Source organism: Paenibacillus caseinilyticus (assembly GCF_027533645.1).
GTDB lineage: Bacteria > Bacillota > Bacilli > Paenibacillales > NBRC-103111 > Paenibacillus_G > Paenibacillus_G caseinilyticus.
In genome coordinates, this window is the sequence record NZ_JAQAGY010000004.1 from 73,789 (window position 1) to 99,610 (window position 25,822).

General features: G+C 64.4%; 8 protein-coding genes. All 8 read right to left on the minus strand.

Annotated features, from left to right (window positions below; all coding sequences use genetic code 11):
* Nucleotides 1–9: 9 nt before the first annotated feature.
* From O9H32_RS08185 to O9H32_RS08220, 8 genes are read right to left on the minus strand one after another with little or no spacing between them, the layout of a single operon-like run.
* Complete coding sequence (locus tag O9H32_RS08185) at nucleotides 10–288, minus strand: acyl carrier protein (protein ID WP_269865467.1); 279 nt, start codon at nucleotides 286–288, stop codon at nucleotides 10–12.
* Nucleotides 289–335: 47 nt separating this feature from the next.
* Nucleotides 336–1,067, minus strand: coding sequence for a 3-oxoacyl-ACP reductase FabG (gene fabG, locus O9H32_RS08190; protein WP_269865468.1), 732 nt, complete (start codon nucleotides 1,065–1,067; stop codon nucleotides 336–338).
* 13 nt (nucleotides 1,068–1,080) lie between these two features.
* A complete protein-coding gene (locus O9H32_RS08195; RefSeq protein ID WP_269865469.1) occupies nucleotides 1,081–2,601 on the minus strand; it encodes a phytoene desaturase family protein in 1,521 nt (506 codons plus the stop codon).
* A 51-nt stretch (nucleotides 2,602–2,652) separates the two neighbouring features.
* Nucleotides 2,653–3,249 (minus strand): TlpA family protein disulfide reductase, encoded by a 597-nt coding sequence (locus tag O9H32_RS08200; protein ID WP_269865470.1) that lies wholly within the window; start codon nucleotides 3,247–3,249, stop codon nucleotides 2,653–2,655.
* Between the two features lie 55 nt (nucleotides 3,250–3,304).
* Nucleotides 3,305–3,817, minus strand: coding sequence for a MauE/DoxX family redox-associated membrane protein (locus O9H32_RS08205; protein WP_269865471.1), 513 nt, complete (start codon nucleotides 3,815–3,817; stop codon nucleotides 3,305–3,307).
* A 7-nt stretch (nucleotides 3,818–3,824) separates the two neighbouring features.
* Nucleotides 3,825–8,471, minus strand: a complete 4,647-nt coding sequence (locus O9H32_RS08210; protein ID WP_269865472.1) for a non-ribosomal peptide synthetase — start codon at nucleotides 8,469–8,471, stop codon at nucleotides 3,825–3,827.
* A 16-nt stretch (nucleotides 8,472–8,487) separates the two neighbouring features.
* Entirely contained in the window at nucleotides 8,488–20,187 is an 11,700-nt protein-coding gene (locus tag O9H32_RS08215; RefSeq protein ID WP_269865473.1) for a non-ribosomal peptide synthetase, read from the minus strand.
* Entirely contained in the window at nucleotides 20,184–25,721 is a 5,538-nt protein-coding gene (locus O9H32_RS08220; protein WP_269865474.1) for a type I polyketide synthase, read from the minus strand. Before O9H32_RS08220 ends, O9H32_RS08215 begins: the two co-directional genes overlap by 4 nt.
* Between the last annotated feature and the right edge of the window lie 101 nt (nucleotides 25,722–25,822).

Consider the following 25,822-nt stretch of genomic DNA (forward strand, 5'->3'; position numbering starts at 1 on the left):
ACGTACCGCTCACGCTATGATGGAAGCCGAAGCTGCCGGGGCGCCGCTCTGATCCGCAAGCAGTTCATAGATCCGGTTCGCCGTGCGTTCGAGATCTACGAATTCGGGCAGGGCGGATTCTGGAATGACGATGTTCATCTTACGCTCGATCTGCGCAATAATCTCGATGGTCATCATGGAATCGATGCCGAGGTCCCGGTTAAAGTCGTCGCTGTCCGCAAACTCGTTGATCTCTACCAGGTCCGCGATGATTTCCCTAAGCTGGCTCTTTACTTCTTCGTGTGTCACGCTGCATTCCTCCATTTGGTTAATGACTTCCGCTGCGGGCGGGTCTTCTAAGAGCTGAGCCCTCCGTCCACGACCAGGACCGTGCCGGTCACATAGCCGGCACGCGGGGACAGGAGGAAGCTGACGGCATGGGCCACGTCCTCCGCCCTCCCCGCTTTTCCCATAGGAATGGACGAGAGTGCCTGATTCCTTGCTTCCTCTTTCATAGCCTCCCACATGTCCGTCTCGATATAGCCGGGGGCCACGGCATTGACCGTGATCCCGTACCGGGCGGTTTCCTTGGACAGGGAGCGGACGAAGCCGATCTGCCCCGCCTTGGCGGCGGAATAGTTGGTCTGCCCGGCGCTGCCCGACAGGCCGCTCACCGACGTCATGCAGACGATCCGGCCGGCTTTTTGCTTCACAAAATCGTAGATGGCCGCACGGGCGTAATTGTATGTACCCTTGAGATTGATACGCAGGACTTCGTCCCATTCCTCTTCCTGCATCAGGAACAGGGGCTTGTCCCGGGTGATCCCCGCATTGATGACCAGGCCGTCCAGCGCGCCGAAGGCTTCCCTGACGTGAGTCACCGCATCGCGAGCCTGCTGCAGGTCTTCCGCATCCGCTTGGATAGCCAGCACCTGGTCCCCGTACCGGGCCTTGAGCTCCTCTGCGGCCTCACTGCTGCTGCGGTAGGTGAAGGCGACCCGGGCCCCGGAGCGCAGGAGCTCCTCCGTCACCGCTCTGCCGATTCCCCGGGTTCCCCCGGTAACCAAATAACATCGGTCCGTATGCACGATTATGTCTCCCTTAGACCCGCACGCCCATCAGCTGCTTGGCCAGATTATGTCCGCCCGAGACCACGCCGCTGTAGCCCGCTCCCGGACGGCTCCAGGCGCCGACCAGATACAGTCCTTCGATCGGCGTGGTCTGCGACAATCCCTTGGTGAGCGCCTGCTCTACCGTAGGGGCTGCTCCGTAGATGGCCCCCTGCGGATGATTCGTATACCGGACCACCGTCCGCGGCGTGGCCAGCTCCATATGCTCCATCCGGCCGCTGATGCCCGGATACAGCGATTCCAGCCGCTCCAGATACAGGGCGAGAAACTGTTCTTTCTTCGCTTTATAGGCTGCATCGTCCAGCCCGGTCCAGCCCTCTGCCCCGCACAGCTGCATCACGGTCAAGGTCGTCACGGGCTGCGGCTGATAGCCGGGAGCGATATTCTCGTATGCCGTGATGCATAGAGGCATCGCTTCGTACTGTTCCGCCCGGATCGTTTCCCCGATCGTATTGAGGTCGTAGGACGGATTGAGGAAAATCTCGTGGTGCGTCTCGCCGTATTCTTCGCGCAGACTCCCCCGCATGATGAGGTAAGCCTGAAGGCACGAATAGCTGGGCTGGAGCCTGCGGACCTTGTCCCGGTAGGCAGCGGGCACGGTGCCCGGGTCGGAGATCCGCGAGAGGGTCTGGCCCGGGTGAATATTGGAGATCACGAGATCCGCCGGATAGTGATTCCCCCGCTTCGTCCGCACGCCGTCCACCCGGCCTCCCCCGACCGAGATCTCTTCGACTTCCTCCCGGGTGATGACCCGGCCGCCGTTCTCCTCGATGATGCTCTTCAGCGCATCGGAGATCCGCTGGGACCGCCCCTGCGGGTAGTAGCCGCCGAAGTGATGGTAATCGGTCCAGGCGTACGCGAAGTAGACCGCGGACAGCTCGGACGGCTGAAGTCCGAAGTAGACCCAGAACTGGGCCAGCATGCTCTGCAGCTCCTTCGATGCGGTGAAGCGTTCCATCATCTCCTGCAGGGAGCAATCCTTGTAAGCGATGATGGTTGAAGGTTTGCGGGAATGGTAGTGAATCATCTCTTCCCGTATGTCGGCGCAGGTGCGGAAGAAGCCGTCGATGGCCTCGCTCTCCTGCGGGAACAAGCGGTGCAGGGTATCCCGGTAAGCGGGCAGATCGCCGGACACGGAGAGATCATGCTCCGGGAATACCGCGCGGTACAGGTTCTCGGCCCGGTGGAACTCCACCCTCTCGAACAGGCCCAGTTCTTTGAAGATTTGCCCCACCCTGCCCCCTTCGGCAAGTCCGCTCAAACAGTGCAGGGAGACATCGAACTCCCAGGGCCTGCGGCGGAAGGAGGTGGCGAACCCCCCGTGGACGTAGTGCCTCTCCAATACGGTTACGTTATTGCTGCCTTCCATGGACAAGTAAGCGCCGGTCACAAGCCCTCCCAGGCCTGAACCAATGATGATCACATCCTGCATACCGAAGTTAGCCTCCCGGAGGTTCGATCGCTGCTTATTCGCAGCATTCCACATTTTCATTCCAAGCATAGCGAAAGAGCGCGATGGGCTCCATATCCCAAATGGGATAGATTATCCCGCGGACGTCACGGCGACGGAGCCCGGGTACTGCGGCTTGGGCTCGGCATGGCTGACGTCAAGCGCATCGGCGTCGAGCAGCCCCCGCAGATCCTCCATATTCTCGCAGAGTCCCTTGCGGCGTACCCGGCCATCCGCGTCCGCGTAGTAAGCGAAGGCCGCGAGCTTGGAACGCATGAGCTCGAACAGCTCTTTGCCTGGAAGCAGCTCCCCTTGGACCGGATGGGTTCGGAGCATCGCTTCGAACTTCGCCGCGCTGCCGTAGCCGATCAGGACAAAATTAACCTGGTCGTGGTACTTCGCGTAGGCGGCATTCCAGTGCGGCAGCATCGCCTTGCAGCGTTTGCAGCCTGGCGCCACGAAGCCGATCAGCGTAGGCTTGCCGGATAGGCTCTCCTTGGTGAGGGTGCGGCCGGAAGTCATCGACTTGGCCTCGAATGCCGGCAGCTCTCCGCCTTCACGAATGCCGGCGTTCGACATGGCCTGCATATAGACCACATTCAGCGAGCGGATCATGACGACGAGGAAGAAAATGATGGGAATCTGCAGCAGCCATAAAGCGATCACGGAATAAAACAAAAATGAATTCATGGGATACCCCCCTAGCGTGTTGGGAATTTGGTTAAAACCGTTTCATGCTTTCGCTCTAAAAAAGCTTCATGTTCTCCTGATAATAATTCCAGATCATCTGCAGGAGGAAAAACACCAGTGCGAGGAGCAGCCCCAGCGTGATGGAGGGCCAGCTGAGGCGCATGGCTTCCTCCGGGAACAGCAGCAGCGTAACAAGCAGCAGAAGCAGCAGCACGATCTTCACAAGTGTGAAGCCATCCGCTTTGGATTCCATCCATTTCCCGTAGCATCCGCAGGAGACCTCGCGTCCGCTGAGGATCACGGCGAGTACGGCGCCGCCGAAGCTGGCGAGCAGGGCGAGCAGCAGCGAGGCCCCCGCGATCCGGGTGACGGGAAAGAGCAGCATGAGGGCGCCTGCGATCTCGAGAAAAGGCGTCAATACGCCATACACGGCTGACAGCCGCCGGGGCAGCACTTCATAGTCGGCTGCGAGCTGAAGGAAAGCGGACAGATCCCTCAGCTTCATGACCGCCGACAAGAGGAAGATGATCACAAGCCCCATTTGAATCGTAGCTAATCCGGTATCCATTCAGGTATTACTCCTCTTCAATCAAGCCGGCGGCTACTTCATCCAGAAGCTCATCCAGTTCATCCAGCCCGAGATTTTGATAAGCGAAGTCGGTCGGTGTATGCTCACTCTCCCGTATGCCCTCACAGTGGCCGGCCAACCGGGCGAGCTGCCCGTGAAGGCGGCCGGCGATACGCTCCATGGTTGCACTGCGATGGAGCCCCGCGTCGTATTCCAGATCCAGGACCAGCGCCTCCTGCTCCAGGTGGGCATTCAGATTCCAGACGTACAGGAGCGGCATGCCGGGGGTGAATGAGCTGCCTCCGCTCAGGGGAGAGAACTCCGTCCCTTCGGCATCCAGGCGCTGCTGATAGTCCCCCATATAGTTGAAGCTGATTTCGGGTTCGAGGGAGAACGCGAGATCCTCCCGGTGGGCGGCCGGCGACAGGTATTTCAGTACTCCATACCCGGTCCCTCTGCGGGGAACCTGCCGCAGGCTTTCCTTGACGGACTTGATTCGCCTGCTGAGCCCGTCCCCCTTGTCCATGGGGAGCCTTACGGGATACATGGAAGTGAACCAGCCGACCGTCCGGGTGACGTTGAGCTCCGGGAGCAGGTCTTCCCGCCCGTGGCCTTCCAGCTGGACCGCTGCCCCGGGCAGGCCCCATTCCTCTTCGAGCGTCAGGGAGAGCGCGGTCAGCAGCAGGATGTCCATATCCGCGTTATACACTCGCCCTGCCTCCTGCAGCAGCTTCCGGATGAGGTCCGGCGGCCAGGTGAGCCGCATGGTGCGCCGTCCCGTCTCTCCGGTTTCTTCCTTGGGTAGTCTGATCTGCGCCCCGCGCTCGAGCTCTCTCCAGTGGCTTTTTTCCTGCAGCAGCCCGGCGCTGAACGCATACCGCTCCAGCCCGGCGGCCCAGTCGCGCAGCGGATGGGTCTTCGGCGGCAGCAGGGACCCGGCGGACAGCCCTGCGTTCACCCCGCTGTATAAGGTGAGGAAATCCTCAAGCAAGATGCGCCAGGATACGCCGTCGATCACGAGATGATGCACCGCGAACAGCAGATGGTCCCCCTCCCCCGTATGGAACAGACCGAGGCGTACAAGCGGTCCGCGCTCCAGGTCCATGCCGGCCTGAATGCGGGAGCATTCGGCTTCGATCCGGCTTTCCAAGAGGCTCCCGCCGGAGACGGTCAGGTCCAGGCATTCCAGGGTGAAGCCGGCTTCGGTCGACGGGCGGTGCACCGCTGGGCGTCCCTCGGTCCTGCCGGCCGGGAATACCAGACGCAGCGCGTCATGGTGTGCGACCAGTGCGGCGAGCACGCTGCGTACGGCCTCCTCCCGGAAGCCATCCTTACGGTATAGCATCACGCTCTGGTTGAAGTGCGCTTCGCGGCCCAGTCTGTCGAAGAACCACTTCTGTACCGGCGTCAGGGCGCTATCCCCTGAGATCTCTTCCTGCGGGGCCGTGGAAGATTCCGCCTGCAGATGCAGGCTCAGTCCGGCAATCGTCGGATACTGGAAGAAGTCCCGCACATCGAGCCGGAGACCGTGCTTATGCAGTCTCGACATCACCTGGATCGCCTTGATCGAATCGCCGCCGAGGGAGAAGAACGGATCGTGGACGCCCACCTTCTCCACCTGCAGCACCTCCTGCCACAGGCCCGCGAGCAGCTCCTCCGCTCCGCTGCGGGGCGCCTCATACGGTGCACCGGTCAGCACTTCCGCCGGCGGTGCAGGCAGCGCCTTCACATCGAGCTTGCCATTGGCCGTCACCGGCATGGCAGGGAGACGGACGAAGTGCGAAGGAATCATATACCCCGGCAGGCGGCTTCCGAGGAACTCGCGGATCTCGATGACCGGCAGTTCCCGCTCCGAGACGAGGTAGGCGCACAGCGCCCGCTCCCCTGCCCCGCTCTCCCTGGCCGTCACCACGGCTGCGGTGATCTCCGGGTGAGCGAGCAGCGCGGCCTGGATCTCGCCCGGCTCGATGCGGTACCCGCGGATCTTCACCTGGTGGTCCGCCCGGCCGAGGAATTCGAGCCAGCCGCCGGCACGCCACCGGGCCCGGTCACCGGTCCGGTACATCCGGGCGCCCGGGTACAACCCGTATGGGTCCGGGACGAAGCGCTCCGCCGTCAGCGATGGGTCTCCGGCATAGCCGGCTGCGAGGCATTCGCCGCCGATATAGAGCTCGCCGGGTACGCCAACCGGGCACAGCTGCCCGCGGCTGTCGAGCACATAGTAACGGGCTCCCCGGATGGGCCGGCCGTACGGGATGCTCGTCCAGTCGGGGTTGATCTCCCCGACTTCATGGAAGTTCGACCAGACCGCGGCCTCGGTCGCCCCGCCAAGCGCGATGACGCGCGCGCCGGGAAACACCCGGCGCACAGCCGGCGTCAGCGTCAGCGGAATCCAGTCGCCGCTGAGCAGCACGAGGCGCAGCTTGGCGGCTGCCATCGCCGCTTCCGGGAAGAACGGCTCGAGCTGCGCCAGGGCGGCTGGTGCCGAGTCCCAGAGGGTAACCGGCTCGCTCTGCAGCAGCTGGAGCAGCCGCTGCGGGCTGCGCAGGTCCTGCTCCGGGACGATGCGCACGGAGCCGCCTGCCGCGAGCAGGCCGAAGATATCGTAGACCGAGAGGTCGAAGCTCAGCGAGGTGACGAAGAGGACGCGGTCCTGGGGTCCGACCGCGTAGGTCTCGTTCACCCAGGTCAAGAGATTCACGACCGGGCGGTGCGGGACGATGACGCCCTTCGGCGTGCCGGTGGAGCCGGAGGTGAAGATCGCATAGGCCGGGTCTTCCGGTCCGGCCTGGCGGGATGGCGGCACGGAACCGGCGTAAGAGGCCGTCTGCCCCTCCTCCGCTTCATCTGTGCCCGTCTGCCGCCCGATGACTGTATGGCGCTCCGCGTCCATGACGCAGTGCATGAACGGCGATGCCTGCAGCAGGGCCACGGCCTGCGCACCGTGCGCAGGGGTGGCGGCGACTGCCCGCATGCTAAGCGAGGCGGCGATGTGCAGCAGACGGCTCTCCGGCAGCGCGGCGTCGAGCGGCACATAGGCTGCGCCGGCCTTCAGCACGGCGAGCGCTGCGCAGACCATGCCGATCGAGCGTTCCGCGAGCACGCCGACGAAGCAGCCCGCACCGATGCCCTCGGCACGCAGCTCCTCAGCCAGAGCGCGGGTGCGCTCCTGGAGCTGCCGGTAGGTCAGCTCGCCATCCTCGGCCACAAGCGCTACGGCATCCGGCGTGCGGGCTGCCTGCTTCGCGAACAGCCCGTGGATCGTCTCTCCAGCGGGGATGCCTTCCGCAGGGCCGTTCCATGCGAGCAGCCGGGCTGCTTCCTCTTCCGGCACATAGCAGAGCTCACGGACCGGCCGGTCCGGATGGCGGAGCACCCAATCCACGGTTCGGCGGAGGTGCTCGGTCATGCGCAGAATGGTTTCCTTGGAGTAGGCGCAGGCATTATAGCTGAACTTCATGGTGAGCTGCGGTCCGGGGATGACCGTGATATCCAGGTTATAGTTGGTCTGCTCCCGGAAGAGGACATTAGTGATCCGGAAGCCGGTCGCATCCGGTGAACAGAGCCGTTCGACTTCCCCTTCGAAGGGGAAATTCTCGAAGGCGAGCAGGTGATCGAACAGCGCTGTCTGTCCCTGGTTCAGCGCCTGGATCTCATGCAGAGGGAACGTGCTGTACGGTTCCGAGGCGAGGGAAGCCTCCTGCAGCGCACGGAGCACTTCCTCGAAGGTCATCTGCCTGTCCCGCAGCCGGACGGGAATCGTATTGATGCACAGGCCGACCAGCTTCTCCACATCCGGAATCAGCGCGGGACGTCCGGAGACCACGGCCCCGAACACCGCGTCATCGCAGTCGTTGTAAGCTTGAAGGAGCAGGCCCCACAAGGCCTGGACCACGATATTCAGCGTGACCGAGTGCGTGCGGGCCAGCTGCTGCAGCTGCTCCGTTACCGCCTCGCTGAAGATGAGCACCTCCACCTCGTGCCGGTAGCCTGTTCCCCTTTTCTCGGATTGAGGGAGGCCTGTCAGAGCATCCAATCCTTCTACATACGGCTGCCAATAAGCCTTGGCCTCTGCAGGATCCCGCTTCTCCAGCCAGGCGATATAGGACGCATACTTGGGGGCCGGGGGCAGAGACGGCAAGCCCCCTTCCTTCAGGGACGCATAAGTATCTAGAAGCTCACGGAACAGGATGCCGAGGCACCAGCCGTCCAGGATGATATGGTGATGTCTCCACATGCAGCGGTACTCCTGGGGGCCCACGCGGAACAGGGAGACCCGCAAGAGCGGGTCCTGCTGCAGGTTGAAGCCCCGCTCCGCATCCTTCCTGCTCCATTCGCGCAGATAGGCTTCTCGCTCTCCCGACCCCAGGGCGGTCAGATCCTCATAGTGGGCATTGAAAGGCCGCTCCCTCAGCACCACCTGCCGGGGTTTGGCCAAATCCTCGTAGAGGAAGGCGGTGCGCAGCACTTCGTACCTGCGGATGAGCCCATTCATAGCCTGCTCGAAGCGGGGCACGTCCACCTCCCCGAGGAACGTCATATCCAGGCTCTCATAGTAAGCGCCGTTCTCCGCATTCCCGATCGAGTGGAACAGAATACCCTGCTGCAGAGGGGATAAAGCATATATATTTTCAATGGCCGGGTTCCTGCTCATCTGTTTGCCTGCCTCTCTACCACGTTCCGATTTTCGTCAAAATGCTTTCGAGCTCATCGTCCGTAAGCTCTTGGTCCTGGAAGTCCGATAAGGATTGCACAGGCTCCTCGACGTGCTGGCAGTGGGAGACCGTCTCTTCGAGCGCCTCCTGCAGCAGTGCTGCCAGACGCCGGACCGACTCGGAGCGGAACCGCTTTGCACTGTAACGGAGATCCAGCTGCAGCCTGCCCCGGATCACCGAACCAGTGACTTCCAGCGCAAAAGGTCTGGCGTTGCGCGCTCCCGTCATGGCCGAAGGCTCGACGGAGACGAGGGAGATCCCGTAGTCCGCGAGGCGGTCTTCGTCCCACTGGCCGAGGTAGTTGAAGCCGATCTCCGGCTTCCTCTCCGCCGCCTGAAGGTGACTGCCGCCCGGTTCATGAAGCCAGCGCAGCACGCCGTAGCCCAGCCCCTTGTCCGGAATGCGGCGCAGGGCCTCCTTCACGCCAACGATCACCCTGGCCATTGCGTTGTCGCCTTCGGGACGGACCGGAAGGTTGACCGGATACATGGAGGTAAACCAGCCGACTGTTCTCGATACGTCCATATCCCCCCACAGGTCCTCCCTGCCATGGCCCTCCAGCATGACGGGCACCGAAGGCAGGCCCGACCAGCGCGAGACGGCAAGTCCCAGAGCCGACAACAGAAGCTCGTTGATCTCTGTTAAGTAAGCCCGGTTGGCGTCCGTCAGCAGGTTCCGAGTCATCTCTTCCGGCAGCTCCACCCGCTCGAAGGCTTCGTCTCCGGCAAGGTCTTCTTCGAGCGGATGGTCGTAAGGCAGACCGCCGGATACCGATTCCACGGTCTCCAGCCAATAAGGAAGCTCGCTGTGAAGCTGCGCTTCTTCGGCATAGCCGGTTAGACGGCGTGAGAATTCCTGGAAAGAGCGGGTTTTGGGAGGAAACGGCGCAGGGCTCTCCCCTCTGACCGCATCGCGGTAAGCCATCAGAAAATCTTCCACCACGATGCGCCATGATACGCCGTCGACCACCAGGTGATGAATCGCGAGAAGCAGGCTATCCCCCTTTTCTCCGCGCAGCAATCCTGCCTGAAGCAGCGGGCCCTCCGTCAGCCGGAATCCGCTTTGCAGCTCCCGGAGGATCGGGGTAAGTACGCCCGCCTCCGCATGAGCTTCTACTTGAGCTTCTACTTGAGCTTCTATATGAGCTTCTATATGAGCTTCTACATGAAGAACCTCCAAGCGGAAGTGGTCGCCATCCGTCCCAAGGTTCCTCTGCTGCCATAAGCCGTCTTCGGCAGCTGGCGGAATGAAGATCGTCCTTAGCGCGTCGTGATGGGCGCACAGCTTCTGCAGTGCGATCCGCACGGCCGCCTCATCGAAGCCCTGCGAAGCATGCAGGAGTACCGATTGGTTATAATGATGGGCCTCTTCGAGATGCTGCCCGAAGAACCAGCGCTGAATCGGGCTTAGCGGGATATCTCCGGTCACCGGCCCCTGATCCGCGGCGTGATGCGCTGCCGTCAGATGGGGAGCCAGCCCGCGGACGGTCGGCGCTTCGAACAGATCCTTCAGCATCAGGTTCATTCCCAGGGCATGCAGCCTCGAGATCACCTGCAGCGCTTTGATCGAATCGCCGCCCAGCCAGAAGAAATGGTCGTCGATGCCCACCTGCTCCACCCGGAGCACCTCCTGGTACAGCCGGACCAGCATCGCCTCCGAGTCATTGCGCGGAGGCGCATAATCCTCCGCGGCGGCCGATTGCGCCCCCGGCAGCGGCAGGGCCTTGCGGTCCACTTTGCCGTTGGCGTTCAGCGGGAGGCTGTCCAGGCGGATGAAGTGCGCCGGAACCATGTACTGCGGGAGATGGCTTGAGAGCTTCCCGCGGAGTACGGATGCATCGGGGACGGCGTCCCCGGCCAGGTAGGCGCACAGCACCTTGTCCCCCCGGTCGTCCGGCTGTGCCGCTGCGACCGCCTGCCTGATCCCGTCGATGCGGAGCAGCTGCGACTCGATCTCTCCGAGTTCGATGCGGTATCCCCGGATTTTGACCTGGTGGTCCGTCCGGCCGATATACTCGAGCGTTCCGTCCGGCCGCAGGAGCGCAAGGTCTCCGGTCCGGTACATCATCCCGCCCGGGACGAAGGGGTCCGGGACGAACCGGTCCCTGTTCAGCTCTTCCCGGTTCCGATAGCCAGCAGCCGTACCGATGCCCGCCAGGTGAAGCTCCCCCGGGACCCCGGCCGGCTGCAGGCAGTCCGAGGGGTTCAGCACGTAGGCGCGCATATGGTTCAGCGGCGTGCCGATGAAGCAGTTGGGGCTGGCCGGATGCGCAGGCAGGATTCCCGTCGTCGCATAGATCGTAGCTTCCGTCGGACCGTACAAATTCACGATCGGCACATCCCGGGTTACCGTATAGAACTCGCGCAGGAGCTCGGATGGGATGGCTTCGCCCACGGAGAACACGTACTTCATCCGGTTCAGCGCGTCGGCTCCTGAGGAACCCGTATGTTCGAGAAAGGCCCGCAGCATGGAAGGAACGAAATTCACGTGGGTCACCCCATGCTGGTTCATCGTGCGGGCGATCGCAAGCGGGTCCTTCTCCTGCCCCGGAGGGAGGATAACCAGCGCGGAGCCCGCAAGCAGTCCCGAGAACAGCTCGGCGACCGAGACGTCGAAGGTGTAGGCGGTTTTGAACAGATGCCGGTCTTCCGGCCCTACCGGGTAACGGTCCTGCATGGCGCGCAGCAGATTCACTGCCGAATCATGCCGGATCACCACGCCCTTGGGCAGTCCGGTGGAACCGGAGGTATAGATCAAGTAGGCCGGATGCTGCGGCTGATAGATGTCCGTAGGGACGGCTTCCGGCATCAGGTCCGGTTGTTCGTTCAGCACCTGCTCCCACGTGATGACCGGAACGGAAAGCTGCAGCCCTGCGGGTGGGTCGGTCAGCGCAAGCAGGACGGCGGCTCCGCTGTCCTCGAGCAGATAAGCCGTGCGCTCTGCCGGGTACCCCGCGTCCAGAGGAACATAAGCGGCGCCGGTCCTCAGGACGCCCAGAATGCTTGCCACCATCTCCGGAGAGCGTTCCGCCATAATGGCAGCCGTCCCTCCAGGCTTCACGCCATATCGCCGGAGCAGGGCCGCGGTTCGGGCTGCCAGCCCGTCAAGCTCGCTGAAGGTCCATGAGGCGTCTCCCGAGATCAGGGCGGTCCGCTCTGGCGTAAGCTTCACCCGCTCCGCGAACAGGCCGTGGAGGGTCGCCGGCGCCCCTTCTGTCGGGTACGGGGGCTGCGAACCGCTGCAGACTTCGATCAGATCCCGCTGCTGGGCTTCGCTCAGCAGCGGGGCTTCCGTCAAGGGGAGCCCCGGGTTCGCCGAGAAGGCGCGGGCCAGCTCGAGGAAGCCTGCGGTCCACCGCCTGATGGTGTCCCGGCGGAACAGGGCCGTGCTGTACTCCAGCTCGCAGACGATCCTTCCCTCCCCTTCTTCGGCATACAAGGTGAGATCGAACTTGGCGGCCGGGCTCTCCAGGGGGCGCGGCTGCATGCGCAGCGACGGGCTCTGCCGTCCTGCCTTATCCATGTTCTGCCAGGCAAACATCGCATCGAACAGCGGATTGCGGCTGAGGTCGCGCTGCGCTTGCAGCGACTCCACCAAGGTCTCGAACGGCACATCCGCGTGTTCAAGCGCTTCGAGCGACGTCTGCCGGATCTCCTGCAGGTAGTCGCGGAAGGCTGCGTGGTACTGCGGCCGGGTGCGGATCACCAGCGTATTGACGAACATGCCGGCGATGCCTTCGAGCGCGCTGTGCGGTCTGCCCGCCACAGGCGTGCCGACCAGCACCTCCTCCTGGCCGGAGAGGCGGCTGAGCCAGGCGGTGTAGAGGGCGAGCAGCACCATGTACATCGTGCTGCCCGTCTCTGCGGCAAGCTGCCGCAGCCCTTCGGTGAGGGGGGCGTCCAGCTCGAAGCGGAGTCGGTCTCCGGCGAAGCTGCGCACAGCCGGCCGCACGCGGTCCGCTGGCAGCTCCAGCGGCGTCAGCTCGCCCGCCAGCTGCGCTTCCCAGTAGCGCTGCTGCTGCCGGACCCGCCCGCTGCGCAGGAACTCTTCCTGCCAGCACGCATAGTCTTTGTACTGCAGGGTCAGCCGCGTCAGCTCTTCCCCTTCGTACAGTCGCATCCAATCGCCAGCCAGCAGCTCCATCGTGACGCCGTCGGCAACGATGTGATGCATGTCGATCAGCAGCAGGTGCCGCTCTGGACCGAGCTCGATGAGTCCGGCGCGTACCAGCGGCGCTTCTTCCAGCCGGAAGGGACGGACGAAGTCCCGGATGTAGGCCTGCACAGGGGCGGATAGCCGGTCAGGGCTGCTGTGATCAGGGGCGGCTTGGCTGCTTGTTTTTGAGCTGGCGTCAGGTGCATCAGATGGCAGCGTGTTAGCCCCCGGTTCCCATGCAGCTCCCGCAGTAGACTCGCTGACCGCTGTCTTATGCGCTGCATAGGTCATATCCTGCCCTGCTTCGCGCCTGCCTCCCGCTTCCCCGCTGCCGTTCTGCCAGAGCTCCTCCGCATGGATATAGCTCAGCTCCAGCTGCAGCTCCTCCACCGGGAGGATGCGCTGCCGGGGTTCGCCGTCCACCAGGACGAAGGAAGTTCTGAGCGCCTCGTGCCGGCGGACCAAGGCCTGCAGCGCCTGCTCGAGGCGGGCACGGTCCAGCCCGCCCGCGAGCTCCAGGACGCCGGGCATATTGTAGCTGAGCTCGGCGCCTTCGAGCTGCTGCAGGATATACAGCCGCTTCTGCGCTGAGGACACCGGATACGATGCCTGCGGCGGAGCAGCGGCGATGTCCGCATACGGGCTGTCCGTCCCCTCTTCGAGCAGACGGGCAAGCGACTCGATCGTCGGGCAGCGGAAGATGTCGCGCAGCGATACTTCCCGCTGCAGCTGCGCATGAATCCGCGACACGAGCATGGCCGCCTTCAGCGAATGCCCGCCGATGCGGAAGAAATCGTCGCCGATGCCTAAGCCTTCGCGCCCCAGCACCTCCTGCCAGAGGCGGAACAGTGCGGCTTCCATGGCTGTGCGCGGGGGAACCGTGCTATCCAGTGCCTGAAGCTCAGGCTTCGGCAGCGCCCGGCGGTCGAGCTTGCCGCTTGGGGTGACCGGCAGCTCCGCGAGCGGTACGATGTGCGCCGGCACCATGTACGGCGGCAGCACGAGCTGCAGCGCGCTGCGCAGCTCCTCCGGCTCAGGCAGTCTGCTGCCGGCCGCATAGGCGCACAGGTACGGGTCCCCCTGCGCATCGTGGTGCAGGATGACCGCCGCGCCCTGCACGCCGGGGAGCTCCAGCAGCCGCGCTTCGATCTCGCCCGGCTCGATGCGGTAGCCCCTCAGCTTGATCTGCTGGTCGATCCGCCCGAGATACTCGAGGCGCCCGTCCGGCAGCCAGCGGGCCAGGTCGCCGGTGCGGTACATCCGCGCGCCGGGCACGAAGGGGTCGGCGGCGAACTTCGCAGCCGTAAGTTCCGGCTGGCTGCCGTAGCCCCGGGCGACGCCCGCGCCCGCGAGGCACAGCTCGCCGGGCACGCCGATGCCCTGCAGGCCGCCGGCAGCGTTCAGCACGTAGGCGCGGGTACCCGCCAGCGGCGTCCCGATCGGGACGCTGGCCTGCGTGAGATCCTGCAGCGTCAGCTCCGTGCCGACGGCATACACGGCCGCCTCGGTCGGGCCGTACAGGTTCACGAGCCGCACGTGCGGCAGCCGCTCCAGGCAGGCCCGCGCCGTCTCGGCAGCGAGCGCTTCGCCGGCGGAGCACACGTACTGCAGCCGGGATAGCGCGCCTGCCGGGACGTCTTCGAGGAACAGGCGGAGCATCGAGGGCACGAAGTTCACATGGGTGACTTCGAAGCGCTCGATCGCCTGCACGATCGCCCGCGGGTCCTTCTCGCCGCCTTCCGGCAGCACGGCCAGCGCGGCCCCTTCGAGCAGGCCGGCGAACAGCTCGGGCACCGACACGTCGAAGGTGTACGGCGTTTTGAACAGGAAGCGGCTGTCCGCTTCCACCGGGTAGCGCTCCTGCAGGGCACGCAGCGTATTGACCGCCGAACGGTGCTCGACATGTACGCCCTTGGGCAGGCCGGTGGAGCCGGAGGTATAGATGACATAGGCCAGCGACCCGGGATCATACTCGGTAACATAGTTGGTGTCAGACTCGGGATCATGCTCTGTATCAAACTCGGAATCATACACGGTGCCATCCTCAGACTCACATCCGGCGGCAGGCTCTTCCGCTATTTCCGGCATCCAAGCGTCCCCGCTCTCTTCAACGCTCAGCGTCCCCGTATCGATGACAGGCAGCGGACAGAGGAGTCCTTCCGGCAGCGGAGCCAAGGCAAGCAGAGCGGCCGCCCCGCTGTCCAGCAGCAGGTACGCCGTGCGCTCCGCCGGATGCGACGGATCCAACGGCATGTAGGCGGCCCCCGCCTTGAGGATGCCGAGGATGCCGGCCACAAGCTCTGGCGACCGCCCGCCGAGCACGGCGACGATGCCTCCCGGCCGGACGCCGGCATGGCGCAAAGCTTGGGCTGCCCGCTCCGCGCGCACGTTCAGCTCGCGGTAGGTCCACTGCCCAGAGCTGCTGACGAGGGCGGTGCGCTCCGGCGTCACCTTCACCCGTTCGGCGAACAGGCCATGGAGGGTCGCCACCGGTCCGTCTGCCGAATAGAGCGGTTGCGGTCCGCTGCAGATCCCGAGCAGATCCTGCTGCTGGGATTCACTCAGCAGCGGAGCTTCGGTGAGGCGCAGCTGCGGGCTCGCGGCGAAGGCGCGGGACAGCTCGAGGAAGCCTGCGGCCCACCGCCCGACGGTGTCCCGGCGGAACAGAGTCGTGCTGTACTCCAGCTCGCAGACGATCCTTCCCTCCCGCTCTTCCGCATACAAGGTGAGGTCGAACTTGGCGGCCGGGTTGTCCAGAGTACGCGGCTGCATGCGCAGCGACGGGCTCTGCCGTCCTGCCTTGTCCATGTTCTGCCAGGCAAACATCGCATCGAACAACGGATTGCGGCTGAGGTCGCGCTGCGCCTGCATCCTCTCCACCAAGGTCTCGAACGGCACATCCGCGTGTTCGAGCGCTTCGAGCGACGTCTGCCGGATCTCCTGCAGGTAGTCACGGAAGACTTTGCGGTACTGCGGCCGGGAACGGATCACCAGCGTATTGACGAACATGCCGGCAATGCCTTCGAGCGCGCGGTGCGGCCTGCCCGCCACTGGCGTGCCGACCAGCACCTCCTCCTGGCCGGAGAGTCGGCTGAGCCAGGCGGTGTAGAGGGCGAGCAGCACCATGTACATCGTGCTGCCCGTCTCTGCGGCAAGCTGCCGCAGCCCTTCGGTGAGGGGGGCGTCCAGTTCGAAGCGGAGTCGGTCTCCGGCGAAGCTGCGCACAGCCGGCCGCACGCGGTCCGCCGGCAGCTCCAGCGGCGTCAGCTCGCCCGCCAGCTGCTCTTCCCAGTAGCGCTGCTGCCCCAGGACCCGCTCGCTGCGCAGGAACTCTTCCTGCCAGCACGCATAGTCTTTGTACTGCAAGGGCAGCGGCGTCAGCTCTTCCCCTTCGTACAGCCGCATCCAATCGCCAGCCAGCAGCTCCATCGTGACGCCGTCGGCGACGATGTGATGCATGTCGATCAGCAGCAGGTGCCGCTCTGGAGCGAGCCCGATGAGTCCGGCGCGAACCAGCGGCGCATCTTCCAGCCGGAAGGGACGGACGAAGTCCCGGATGTAGGCCTGCACAGGGGCGGATAGCCGATCAGGGCTGCTGTGATCTTGGACGGGTTGTCGGTCTGCCTCACGTGTGGAGTCAGATGCCATCGTGTCCGCCCCGGGTTCCCATGCAGCTCCCGCAGAAGACTGACTGTCCGCTGTTTTATGCGCTGCATGGATCATATCCTGCCCTGCTTCGCGCCTGCCTCCCGCTTCCCCGCTGCCGTTCTGCCAGAGCTCCTCCGCGTGGACATAGCTCAGCTCCAGCTGCAACTCCTCCACTGGGAGGACGCGCTGCCGGGGTTCGCCGTCCACCAGGACGAAGGAAGTTCTGAGCGCCTCGTGCCGGCGGACCAAGGCCTGCAGTGACTGCTCGAGGCGGGCACGGTCCAGCCCGCCCGCGAGCTCCAGGACGCCGGGCATATTGTAGCTGAGCTCGGCGCCTTCGAGCTGCTGCAGGATATACAGCCGCTTCTGCGCTGAGGACACCGGATACGATGCCTGCGGCGGAGCAGCGGCGATGTCCGCATACGGGCTGTCCGACTGCTCCTCGAGCAGGCGGGCAAGCGACTCGATCGTCGGGCAGCGGAAGAGGTCGCGCAGCGATACTTCCCGCTGCAGCTGCGCATGAATCCGCGACACGAGCATGGCCGCCTTCAGCGAATGTCCGCCGATGCGGAAGAAATCGTCGCGGATGCCGAAGCCTTCGCGCCCGAGCACCTCCTGCCAGAGGCGGAGGAGTGCGGCTTCCATGGCTGTGCGCGGGGGAACCGTGCTATCCAGTGCCTGAAGCTCCGGCTTCGGCAGCGCCCGGCGGTCGAGCTTGCCGCTTGGGGTGACCGGCAGCTCCGCGAGCGGTACGATGTGCGCCGGCACCATGTACGGCGGCAGTACGAGCTGCAGCGCGCGGAGCAGCTCCTCCGGCTCAGGCAGGCTGCTGCCTGCTGCATAGGCGCACAGGTACGGGTCCCCCTGCGCATCCTGGCGCAGGATGACCGCAGCTCCCTGCACACCGGGGAGCTCCAGCAGCCGCGCTTCGATCTCGCCCGGCTCGATGCGGTAGCCCCTCAGCTTGATCTGCTGGTCGATCCGCCCGAGATACTCGAGGCGCCCGTCCGGCAGCCAGCGGGCCAGGTCGCCGGTGCGGTACATCCGCGCGCCGGGCACGAAGGGGTCGGCGGCGAACTTCGCAGTCGTAAGCTCCGGCCGGCTGCCGTAGCCCCGGGCGACGCCCGCGCCCGCGAGGCACAGCTCGCCGGGCACGCCGATGCCCTGCAGGCCGTCGGCAGCGTTCAGCACGTAGGCGCGGGTACCCGCGAGCGGCGTCCCGATCGGGACGCTGGCCTGCGTGAGATCCTGCAGCGTCAGCTCCGTGCCGACGGCATACACGGCCGCCTCGGTCGGGCCGTACAGGTTCACGAGCCGCACATGCGGCAGCCGCTCCAGACAGGCCCGCGCCGTCTCGGCAGCGAGCGCTTCGCCGGCGGAGAACACGTACTGCAGCCGGGGCAGCGCCCCCGCCGTGACGTCTTCGAGGAACAGGCGGAGCATCGAGGGCACGAAGTTCACATGGGTGACTTCGAAGCGCTCGATCGCCTGCACGATCGCCCGCGGGTCCTTCTCGCCGCCTTCCGGCAGCACGGCCAGCGCGGCCCCTTCGAGCAGGCCGGCGAACAGCTCGGGCACCGACACGTCGAAGGTGTACGGCGTTTTGAACAGGAAGCGGCTGTCCGCTTCCACCGGGTAGCGCTCCTGCAGGGCACGCAGCGTATTGACCGCCGAACGGTGCTCGACATGTACGCCCTTGGGCAGGCCGGTGGAGCCGGAGGTATAGATGACATAGGCCAGCGACCCGGGGTCATAGTCCTGGTTAAAATCGAAATCATACTCTTTGTCAAAATCGAAATCACAGTCTTGGTTAAACTCGGAATCATGCTCTTGGTCAAACCCAGAATCATACGCTCTGTCAAACTCGCTGTCATGCTCGGTGCCACTCGCGGTGCCAGCCTCAGGCTCACATCCGGCGGCAGGCGCTGCCTCCATGTCCGGCATCCAAGCGTCTCCCACGCCCAATCTCCCCGCATCGATGACAGGTAGCGGGCAGAGGAGTCCTTCCGGCAGCGGAGCCAAGGCAAGGAGCGCGGCCGCCCCGCTGTCCTGCAGCAGGTAGGCCGTACGCTCTGCCGGATGCGACGGATCCAGCGGCATGTAGGCGGCCCCCGCCTTGAGGATGCCGAGGATGCCGGCCACCAGCCCCGGCGACCGCCCGCTGAGCACGGCGACGATGTCTCCCCGCCGGACGCCGGCACGACGCAGCGCTTGGGCTGCGCGCTCCGCGCGCTCGTTCAGCTTGCGGTAGCTCCACTGCCCCGAGCCGCTGACGAGGGCGGTGCGCTCCGGCGTCTCCTTCACCCGTTCGGCGAACAGGCCGTGAAGCGTGGCCTGTGCCCCTCCCAGCCCCTCTTCCCGTTCCGGCGGGTTGAAGCTGGCCAGCTGTGCCTGCTCTTGCGGTGTCAGCCGGCCTTCGCTGCCGAGGTCATCAATGGTGGTGAGGGGGTGCAGAAGGATACTCTCGAGCAGCGTACGGTAGTAAGCAGCCAGCTTCTCCATCCGGTCCGGACGGAACAGGTCCGTGTTGTATTCGAGCACGCAGGCGGCGCCTTCGGCCCCTTCGAAGATTTCCATGGAGAGATCGTACTGCGACGTATGCCGGTCGATGAGCATGAACTCCCAGTCGAGTCCAGGTACCATGCCTTCCAGGGGAGGCAGCGGTTTTTGAAGGGTGAACATCACCTGGTACAAAGGGCTGTGGCTCATCATCCGCTCGGGACGCAGCGCATCGACGACGCGGTCGAACGGGACATCCTGGCGCCCGAAGGCGCCGAGCACCTTCTGACGGACATGCCCCAGCACGGACAAGAACGCCGGATGGCCCGTCAGATCGGTCCGGATAGCAAGGGTGTTGATGAACGGGCCGAGGACCGGTTCGAACTCGGGCCTGCTTCTGCCCGACACTGGGGTCCCCACCGCAAAGTCGCTTTGTCCGGTCTGCTGGTACAGCATCACTTGGAAAGCGGTGAGCAGGGTCACAAAATGCGTGACGCCCTCCCGCCGGCTGAACTCCTTCAGGCTGTTCCATAAGGATTTGGGCAGAAAGACCATCGAGGAGGAGCCGTTGAAGGTTTGGACGGGCGGCCGCGGAAGATCGGTGAACAGCTGCAGGGGCGGCACGCCGGCCAGCTCCTCCTGCCAATAGGAGAGCTGCTCCTGCCATGCGGGGCTGTCCTGGCGGCTGCGCTGCCATAAGGCGTAGTCCGGATACTGGATTGCAAGCGGCTCCGGAAGGGGCGCCTGAGTCTGCGTGCCCGACCGATAGAAGGTGAGCAGATCCCGGATCAGCACGCCGAGCGACCAGCCGTCAAAGATCACATGATGCAGGATGAGGAACAGGACATGGTCCTGCTCCCCTACGCTCCATACGCTTGCCCGCCACAAGGGGCGGGACAGGTCAAGGCCTTCGCTCAGCTGCTCCCGGATTTGCGCCCGCACGTCGGCCAAACGGCTCTCGGGGGAATCTCCGCTGCAGGCCAGATATTGTACAGGCCGGCCTTCCAGGTCAGCCGGCACCTGGAACGCTTGGCCGTCATTCCCGGTCCGGATCACCGTTCTCAGAATCTCATGCCGTTCGGCGGTCAGCGTGAAGCTGCTCTGCAGGGCATCGATATCCAGAGTCCCCCGTATACGAAGACCCACGGGGAGGTTGTAAAAGGGACTGCGGGGGTCCATCATCTGTTGAAACCAGAGCCGCTGCTGGGTGAAGGACAGGGGACTTTCTTCCTGTCTTCGCCCCGGCACTGGCGCGCCCTCTTCTTCCCCCGCGAGCCGGCGTTTCATCCGTTCAAGGAGCGCGGCCCGCTGCTGCGGCGGGAGATGCTGTAGCCTGCGGATCAGATCACTCACTGGGGCTCTCCTCCTGCCGATACTTCCTGGAGCATGGCTGTCAGCTCGCCGTCCGTCAGCTTCTCCAGCTCCTCCATGAGCTGTTGTTCCTCGGCATCGGCCGTGTGGCTTCCCCCATCTTCCAGCAGCTCCATAATGATGTCCGCCAGTTCGCTGATCGACGGGCCTTTGAGCAGGTCCACGATCGTCAGGGATATGTGCAGCTGGCTGTCGATCCGGCCTTTGAGTTCAATGGCCATCATGGAGTCGAGACCCCAGAAGGACATCGACTGGTCGGTTGCCAGCTTGGAACTCTGGATTCTGAGGACGGATGCCGTAAGCTCCAGCAGGTAGGACTCCAGCAGCGCTTTCCTCTCCTGCCGGTTCTCCAGGGAGAGCACCTCGGCACGGAACGCATCCCGTCCGTCCGTCTCGGTCCGCTCCTCTTCCCCGCTGCGGGCAAGCACGGCCTCCAGCATGGCGGGAGCCTGTCCGAGCGGATAGTTGAAGTCCGCCACGGTAGGCCAGTCCGCTCCGATGACCGTGCACTGGGCATCGGGGCGGCTCATCAGGAAGCCGAGCGCATCCAGCCCTTGCTCCGGGGTCATCGGGTAGAAGCCCCGTTTCACGAAGTATTCGAGCAGGTCCAGCTGCGTGGCGAGGCCTACGTCGCCCCACGGCCCCCAGTTGATGCTCACGGCAGGCATTCCCAGCGACTTCCGGTACTGTGCCAGGGCATCCAGGAACGTATTGCCCGCGGAGTAGTTGCTCTGTCCCGTCGATACGATCACGGAAGCAATGGAGGAGAACAGGATGAAGAAGTCCAGGGCGTGCCCTTCGAACTGGCGGTGCAGATTCCAGGCGCCCGCCGCCTTGGGACGCATGACATCGCTGAACTCCTCCCCTGTCATATGCAGCAGCAGTTTCGGACGGGCGACTCCCGCGGTATGCAGCACGCCCCGGATCGGCGGCCGCTGCTCAGCGGTATAGCTTTCCATCCATGCGGCCAGGGCATTACTGTCCGTCACGTCCACGGCGGCTGTATGCACCGAGGCTCCCAGCAGCTCGATCTCTCGTACGGCGGCAATCCGCTGACCGGCCGCGCTGTTCGGATCGATCCGGCTCCACTCCGCACGCGGCGGCAGGGGCTGACGGCCCATGAGGATAAGATGACGGGCTCCCTGCTTAGCCATCCACGCGGCCGTGACCAGCCCGAGTCCGCCAAGGCCTCCGGTGATCAGATAAGCGCCATCAGGCCGCATCGCGGGCGGGACGGGAAGCACGTGGTCCGCACGCAGCTCGAGCCGGACGGTATATCGCTGCTCCCCCCGGAATGCCGTCAGGTCTTCACGGTCCGCACGGCATACCTGGTTCCACAGGAGCCCGGCATCGCCGCTCCGGTCGGTGGACCGGGGATCGAGATCGATGAGCCCTCCCCAGAATTCCGAGTGCTCCTGATGGCCGATGACTTTGCCGAGACCCCATACCGGCGCCTGGGCAATTTGGATACTCCCCGGTTCCGGCAGCTCTCCGACCGCCTGGGCCCCCCGGGTCACGATCCACAGCTTGGGCGCGGTTCGGTGGAGCCCTTTGGACAACGCCTGGATCAGGTACACCACGGAGTGGCAGCCTGTGACTTCGGAGCGGTGCAGCGCCTGCGGATCGGCTTCCTCCGGCCGGACCGCATCCAGGTTCCACAGGTGCAGCATGCCCTGGAAGCGCAGCCCGTCCGCCAAGGTCATCTGCAGCAGGGCTTCATAGTGATCGGGATTCCGGGGGTCGATCCGGTACTCCGCTGAGGCTGTCTTTTCGAACACGTCTCCCGGTCTCAGCATCACAGCCGTCAGGCCGCGTTCGCGCACAGCGGCAGCGAGGTCCTCGCCGAGTCCGGATTCGTCGGCGAACACAAGCCAGGCATTGGACTGCTGGGGCCACTCTCTAGCCGGAGTATCCGCTTGCGGTTCGGCCGCATTCCACTTCATCTCATAGAACGACTGGGGCTTGACCCATTTCTGTGCGGTATCCTCCTGGAGCGACCGGGCTTCACAGTCCAGAATCTCCATTAAGACGTTCCCTTCTTCATCCAGGAACCGGATGTCCCCGTAGAGAGACTGGTCGGTCTGGCTCGTGATCCGGGCATGAATCCACATCTTATGCCGCAGGCTCCGGTACAGCGTGCCCTGCTTTACTCCGGTAGGCATATACACGGCGGCTGCAGCTTCTTCATCGCGGAAGGGGAGTGCGGCGGCGAGCACCTGGAAGCCCACATCGAGCACGGCAGGATGGATCGAATACTGCTCCAGCTCGGGCTCAATTGCTGACGGGATTTCCACTTGGGCGAGCGCTTCCTCTCCTCCCTGGAACAGCCTGTGGATACCGCGGAAGGCAGGTCCGTATTCCAGACCCAGCTTGCGAAAATGGCTGTAGCAGCGTTCGCGGTCGATTTCTTGTGTGCAGCGTGCCTGCAGCAGCGGGAGATGCTGTACACCCGGTCCCATCCCGACGTGAGCGAGGAGCTTGCCGGCGGCATGCAGCGTCCACTCCTGCCGGTCCGGCCGGCTCGTGCTGTAGATTTGGAATTCGGCTTTGTCCGGATCGAGCACGAGCCGGAGCAGCACGTTCATCCCGGCAGGAATGAAGAGGGCTTTGCGGAAGCGAACTTCCCCAGCTAGTCCGGATACGGCATCGCCGTAGACTTCGCGTGCCGCCGACATCCCCATCTCTACATAGGCAGCTCCCGGGTAGACGATGGTGCTCTGGATTTCATGGTCCCGCAGATAGCCGAGGCTTGTCAGATTCAGTTCCTTTTCCCAGGTGGGCAGCGGGGAGGCAAGCCGTTTGCCGAGCAGCGGATGGCATTCCAGACCCAGCCGGTCCGCCTCGGACGCAGGGGATTCCTGCCAATGACGCTCGCGCTGCCATGGATACCCAGGAAGGGACACGCAGTCTCCTCCCAGGGGATGCAGGCTGCTCCAATCGAGGGAGACGCCGGTCGTATACATCGCTCCGATCGCCTCCAGCACTTTGCGGTTCTCCTCTTCCCCGCGCCGGAGCGTGGCGGTAGAGGTTCCCATTTTGCCCAGATGCCTCAGTCCTTCCTGAAGCGACGAAGCGAGCACGGGGTGCGGGCCGATCTCGATGAAGACGGTATGGCCTTCTCCGATCAGAGCGGCTGCCGCATCGGCGAACCGGACCGTCTCCCGCACATTGTGCCACCAATAGCCGGCTCCGAGCTCCTCTCCGCTGATCCGCATCCCGGTCACGGTGGAATACAGGGGGACCTGCTCTTCCCGCGGGTTCAGGCTGGATAAGGAAGCGAGCAGTTCGTCCCGCAGAGGATCCATATAGTGGCTGTGATAAGGCACTTTGCCCCTCAGATAGCGGCAGAAGACGCCTTCCGCCTCGAAGGAGGAGACGATCCGCTCGAGTGCCTGAGGCTCGCCAACCAGCGTCACGGAGCCGGGCGAATTCACGGCGGCGAACGATACGCGGTCCTCGAATCCGGCCAGGCGCGGCAGCACTTCCTCCTGTGGCAGGCCAACGGCGGCCAGCCGTCCTTGTCCGGTGGTCATCTGCTGCAGCCGGCTGCGGTGGTAGATGAGTGCTGCGGCGTCCTCGAGGTCGAGCGCACCGGCTACATACGCGGCTGCAGCCTCCCCTGCGCTGTGGCCGACAATGGCCTTCGGCCGGATGCCTCTGGCCTGCAGCATCGCGGCCAAGGCCACCTGCAGCACGAAGTTCGCGGGCTGCGCGATCTCTGTCTCCTCCATCCGGGAAGTCTCCTCGGACTTCAGCATCTCTTCGAGGATCGACCAGCCGGCCGCCTGGCGGAATGCTTCGTCGCACTGGTTGGCTGCTTCACGGAAGACGGCGTCCGTCCGGTAAAGCTCCTGCCCCATCCCCCACCACTGGGGTCCCATCCCGGTGAATACGAACACGGGCTCGGCGGTTTGGGCACCTTCCGCCGCCATGTGCAGACCTGCAGCAGCTTCTCCCTTCGCCGCCGCCTGCAGCTGGGCCTCCAGCTCGTCCCAAGACCCGGCGACAGCGCTCAGGCGGTACCGGTGGTGGCTGCGCCGGAGGCTTGCCGTATAGCACCAATCCTGAAGCGATGGCTGCCCTGACGAGCTGCGGTCTTCTGCGATCCGCTCCGCATAGGAAGCGGCGAGTGCCTGCAGGGCCTCCTTGCTCCGCGCGCTGGCGGGGAAGAGACCGATGCCGCCGGCTTCTTCCTCTTCCACGACCCGCTTCGCGATGGCCGGCGCTTCTTCCAGGACGACATGCGCATTCGTGCCGCCGAAGCCGAAGGAATTGACGCCCGCGAGGGCCAGGCCATCGGCGGCAGGCCATGGGGTCACGGTGGACGGTACCTGCAGCAGGTGCTCGCCGAACAGGATCTGCGGGTTCGGTTGCTGCAGGTGAAGATGCGGCGGGATCAGGCGGTGCCTCAGCGAGAGCGCCGTCTTGATCAGCCCGGCGATGCCGGCCGCAGCTTCGGTGTGGCCGAAGTTGGTTTTGACCGAGCCGATGTAGCACGGGGATGCGGCGTCCCGGCTGCGGGAGAGAATGCGCCCCAGCGCGTTGACTTCGATCGGATCGCCGACCGGAGTGCCCGTCCCGTGGGCTTCGACGTATTGGATCTGGTCCGGCGTAATTCCTGCTTTGGCATAGGCTTCAACCAGCAGCGACTCCTGGGCTTCGCCACGGGGGACGGTCAGCCCGCTCGAGTGACCGTCTTGATTGACGGCCGTTCCCCGGATGCAGGCGTACACCGGGTCTCCGTCCGCGAGCGCGCGGGCCAGCGGCTTCAGGAGGACGATGCCGGCGCCCTCCCCGCGTACGTAGCCGTTCGCCGAGGCGTCGAACGCCTTCGAACGGCCGTCGGGGGACAGCATCCCGGCTTTCGATTCGGCGATCGTATATTCGGGCTTCAGCATGACATTGACGCCGCCGGCCAGCGCCATCTCGCTCTCGCCGCACCACAGGCTTTGGCAGGCCAGATGGACGGCGACCAGCGAGGAAGAGCAGGCCGTGTCGACGGAGACGCTCGGTCCCCGCAGGTCGAACACATAGGAGAGGCGGTTCGACAGCAGGGTCATCATAGCGCCCGTAGCGGTATGGGAATCCACCAGATGGCGGTTGCTCTCTGTGAATTGAAGCAGTTTATAGTCCAGGGTGAATCCCCCGATGTACACTCCCGTACGGCTGCCTGCCATCTGCTCCAGCGGCTGGCCTCCGTCCTCCATGGCTTCCATGGCCACCTCGAGCAGCAGCCGCTGCTGGGGGTCGAGGAAGGAGGCTTCCCGCGGTGACATGCCGAAGAACCCGGCATCGAATTCGTCGATGCGGTCCAGGAATCCGCCCCATTTCGTTACGGTTTTGCCATGCTTAGAACGCTCGGGGTCATAGTAGGAGGAAATGCTCCAACGGTCGGCCGGCACTTCGGTGACGGCGTCCCTGCCTTCGGTGAGCAGCTTCCAATACTGTTCGGGAGAATGAGCGCCGCCGGGAAAACGGCACCCGACCCCGATGATGGCGATTGGCTCTAACGGCATACGGTTGTCCATCTGCTTATACACCTCGTTATCATAATCAAGCCCAATGCTGATGCAAGAATGTTACATAATGTATCGGCCAGTACCCCTTCGGACACAGT

Bases quoted from the DNA above. Each gene is read 5' to 3' on its own strand.
- O9H32_RS08205 (WP_269865471.1), bottom strand. From the start codon at position 3,817: ATGGATACCGGATTAGCTACGATTCAAATGGGGCTTGTGATCATCTTC.
- O9H32_RS08200 (WP_269865470.1), bottom strand. From the start codon at position 3,249: ATGAATTCATTTTTGTTTTATTCCGTGATCGCTTTATGGCTGCTGCAG.
- O9H32_RS08195 (WP_269865469.1), bottom strand. From the start codon at position 2,601: ATGAAAATGTGGAATGCTGCGAATAAGCAGCGATCGAACCTCCGGGAG.
- O9H32_RS08210 (WP_269865472.1), bottom strand. From the start codon at position 8,471: ATGAGCAGGAACCCGGCCATTGAAAATATATATGCTTTATCCCCTCTG.
- O9H32_RS08220 (WP_269865474.1), bottom strand. From the start codon at position 25,721: ATGCCGTTAGAGCCAATCGCCATCATCGGGGTCGGGTGCCGTTTTCCC.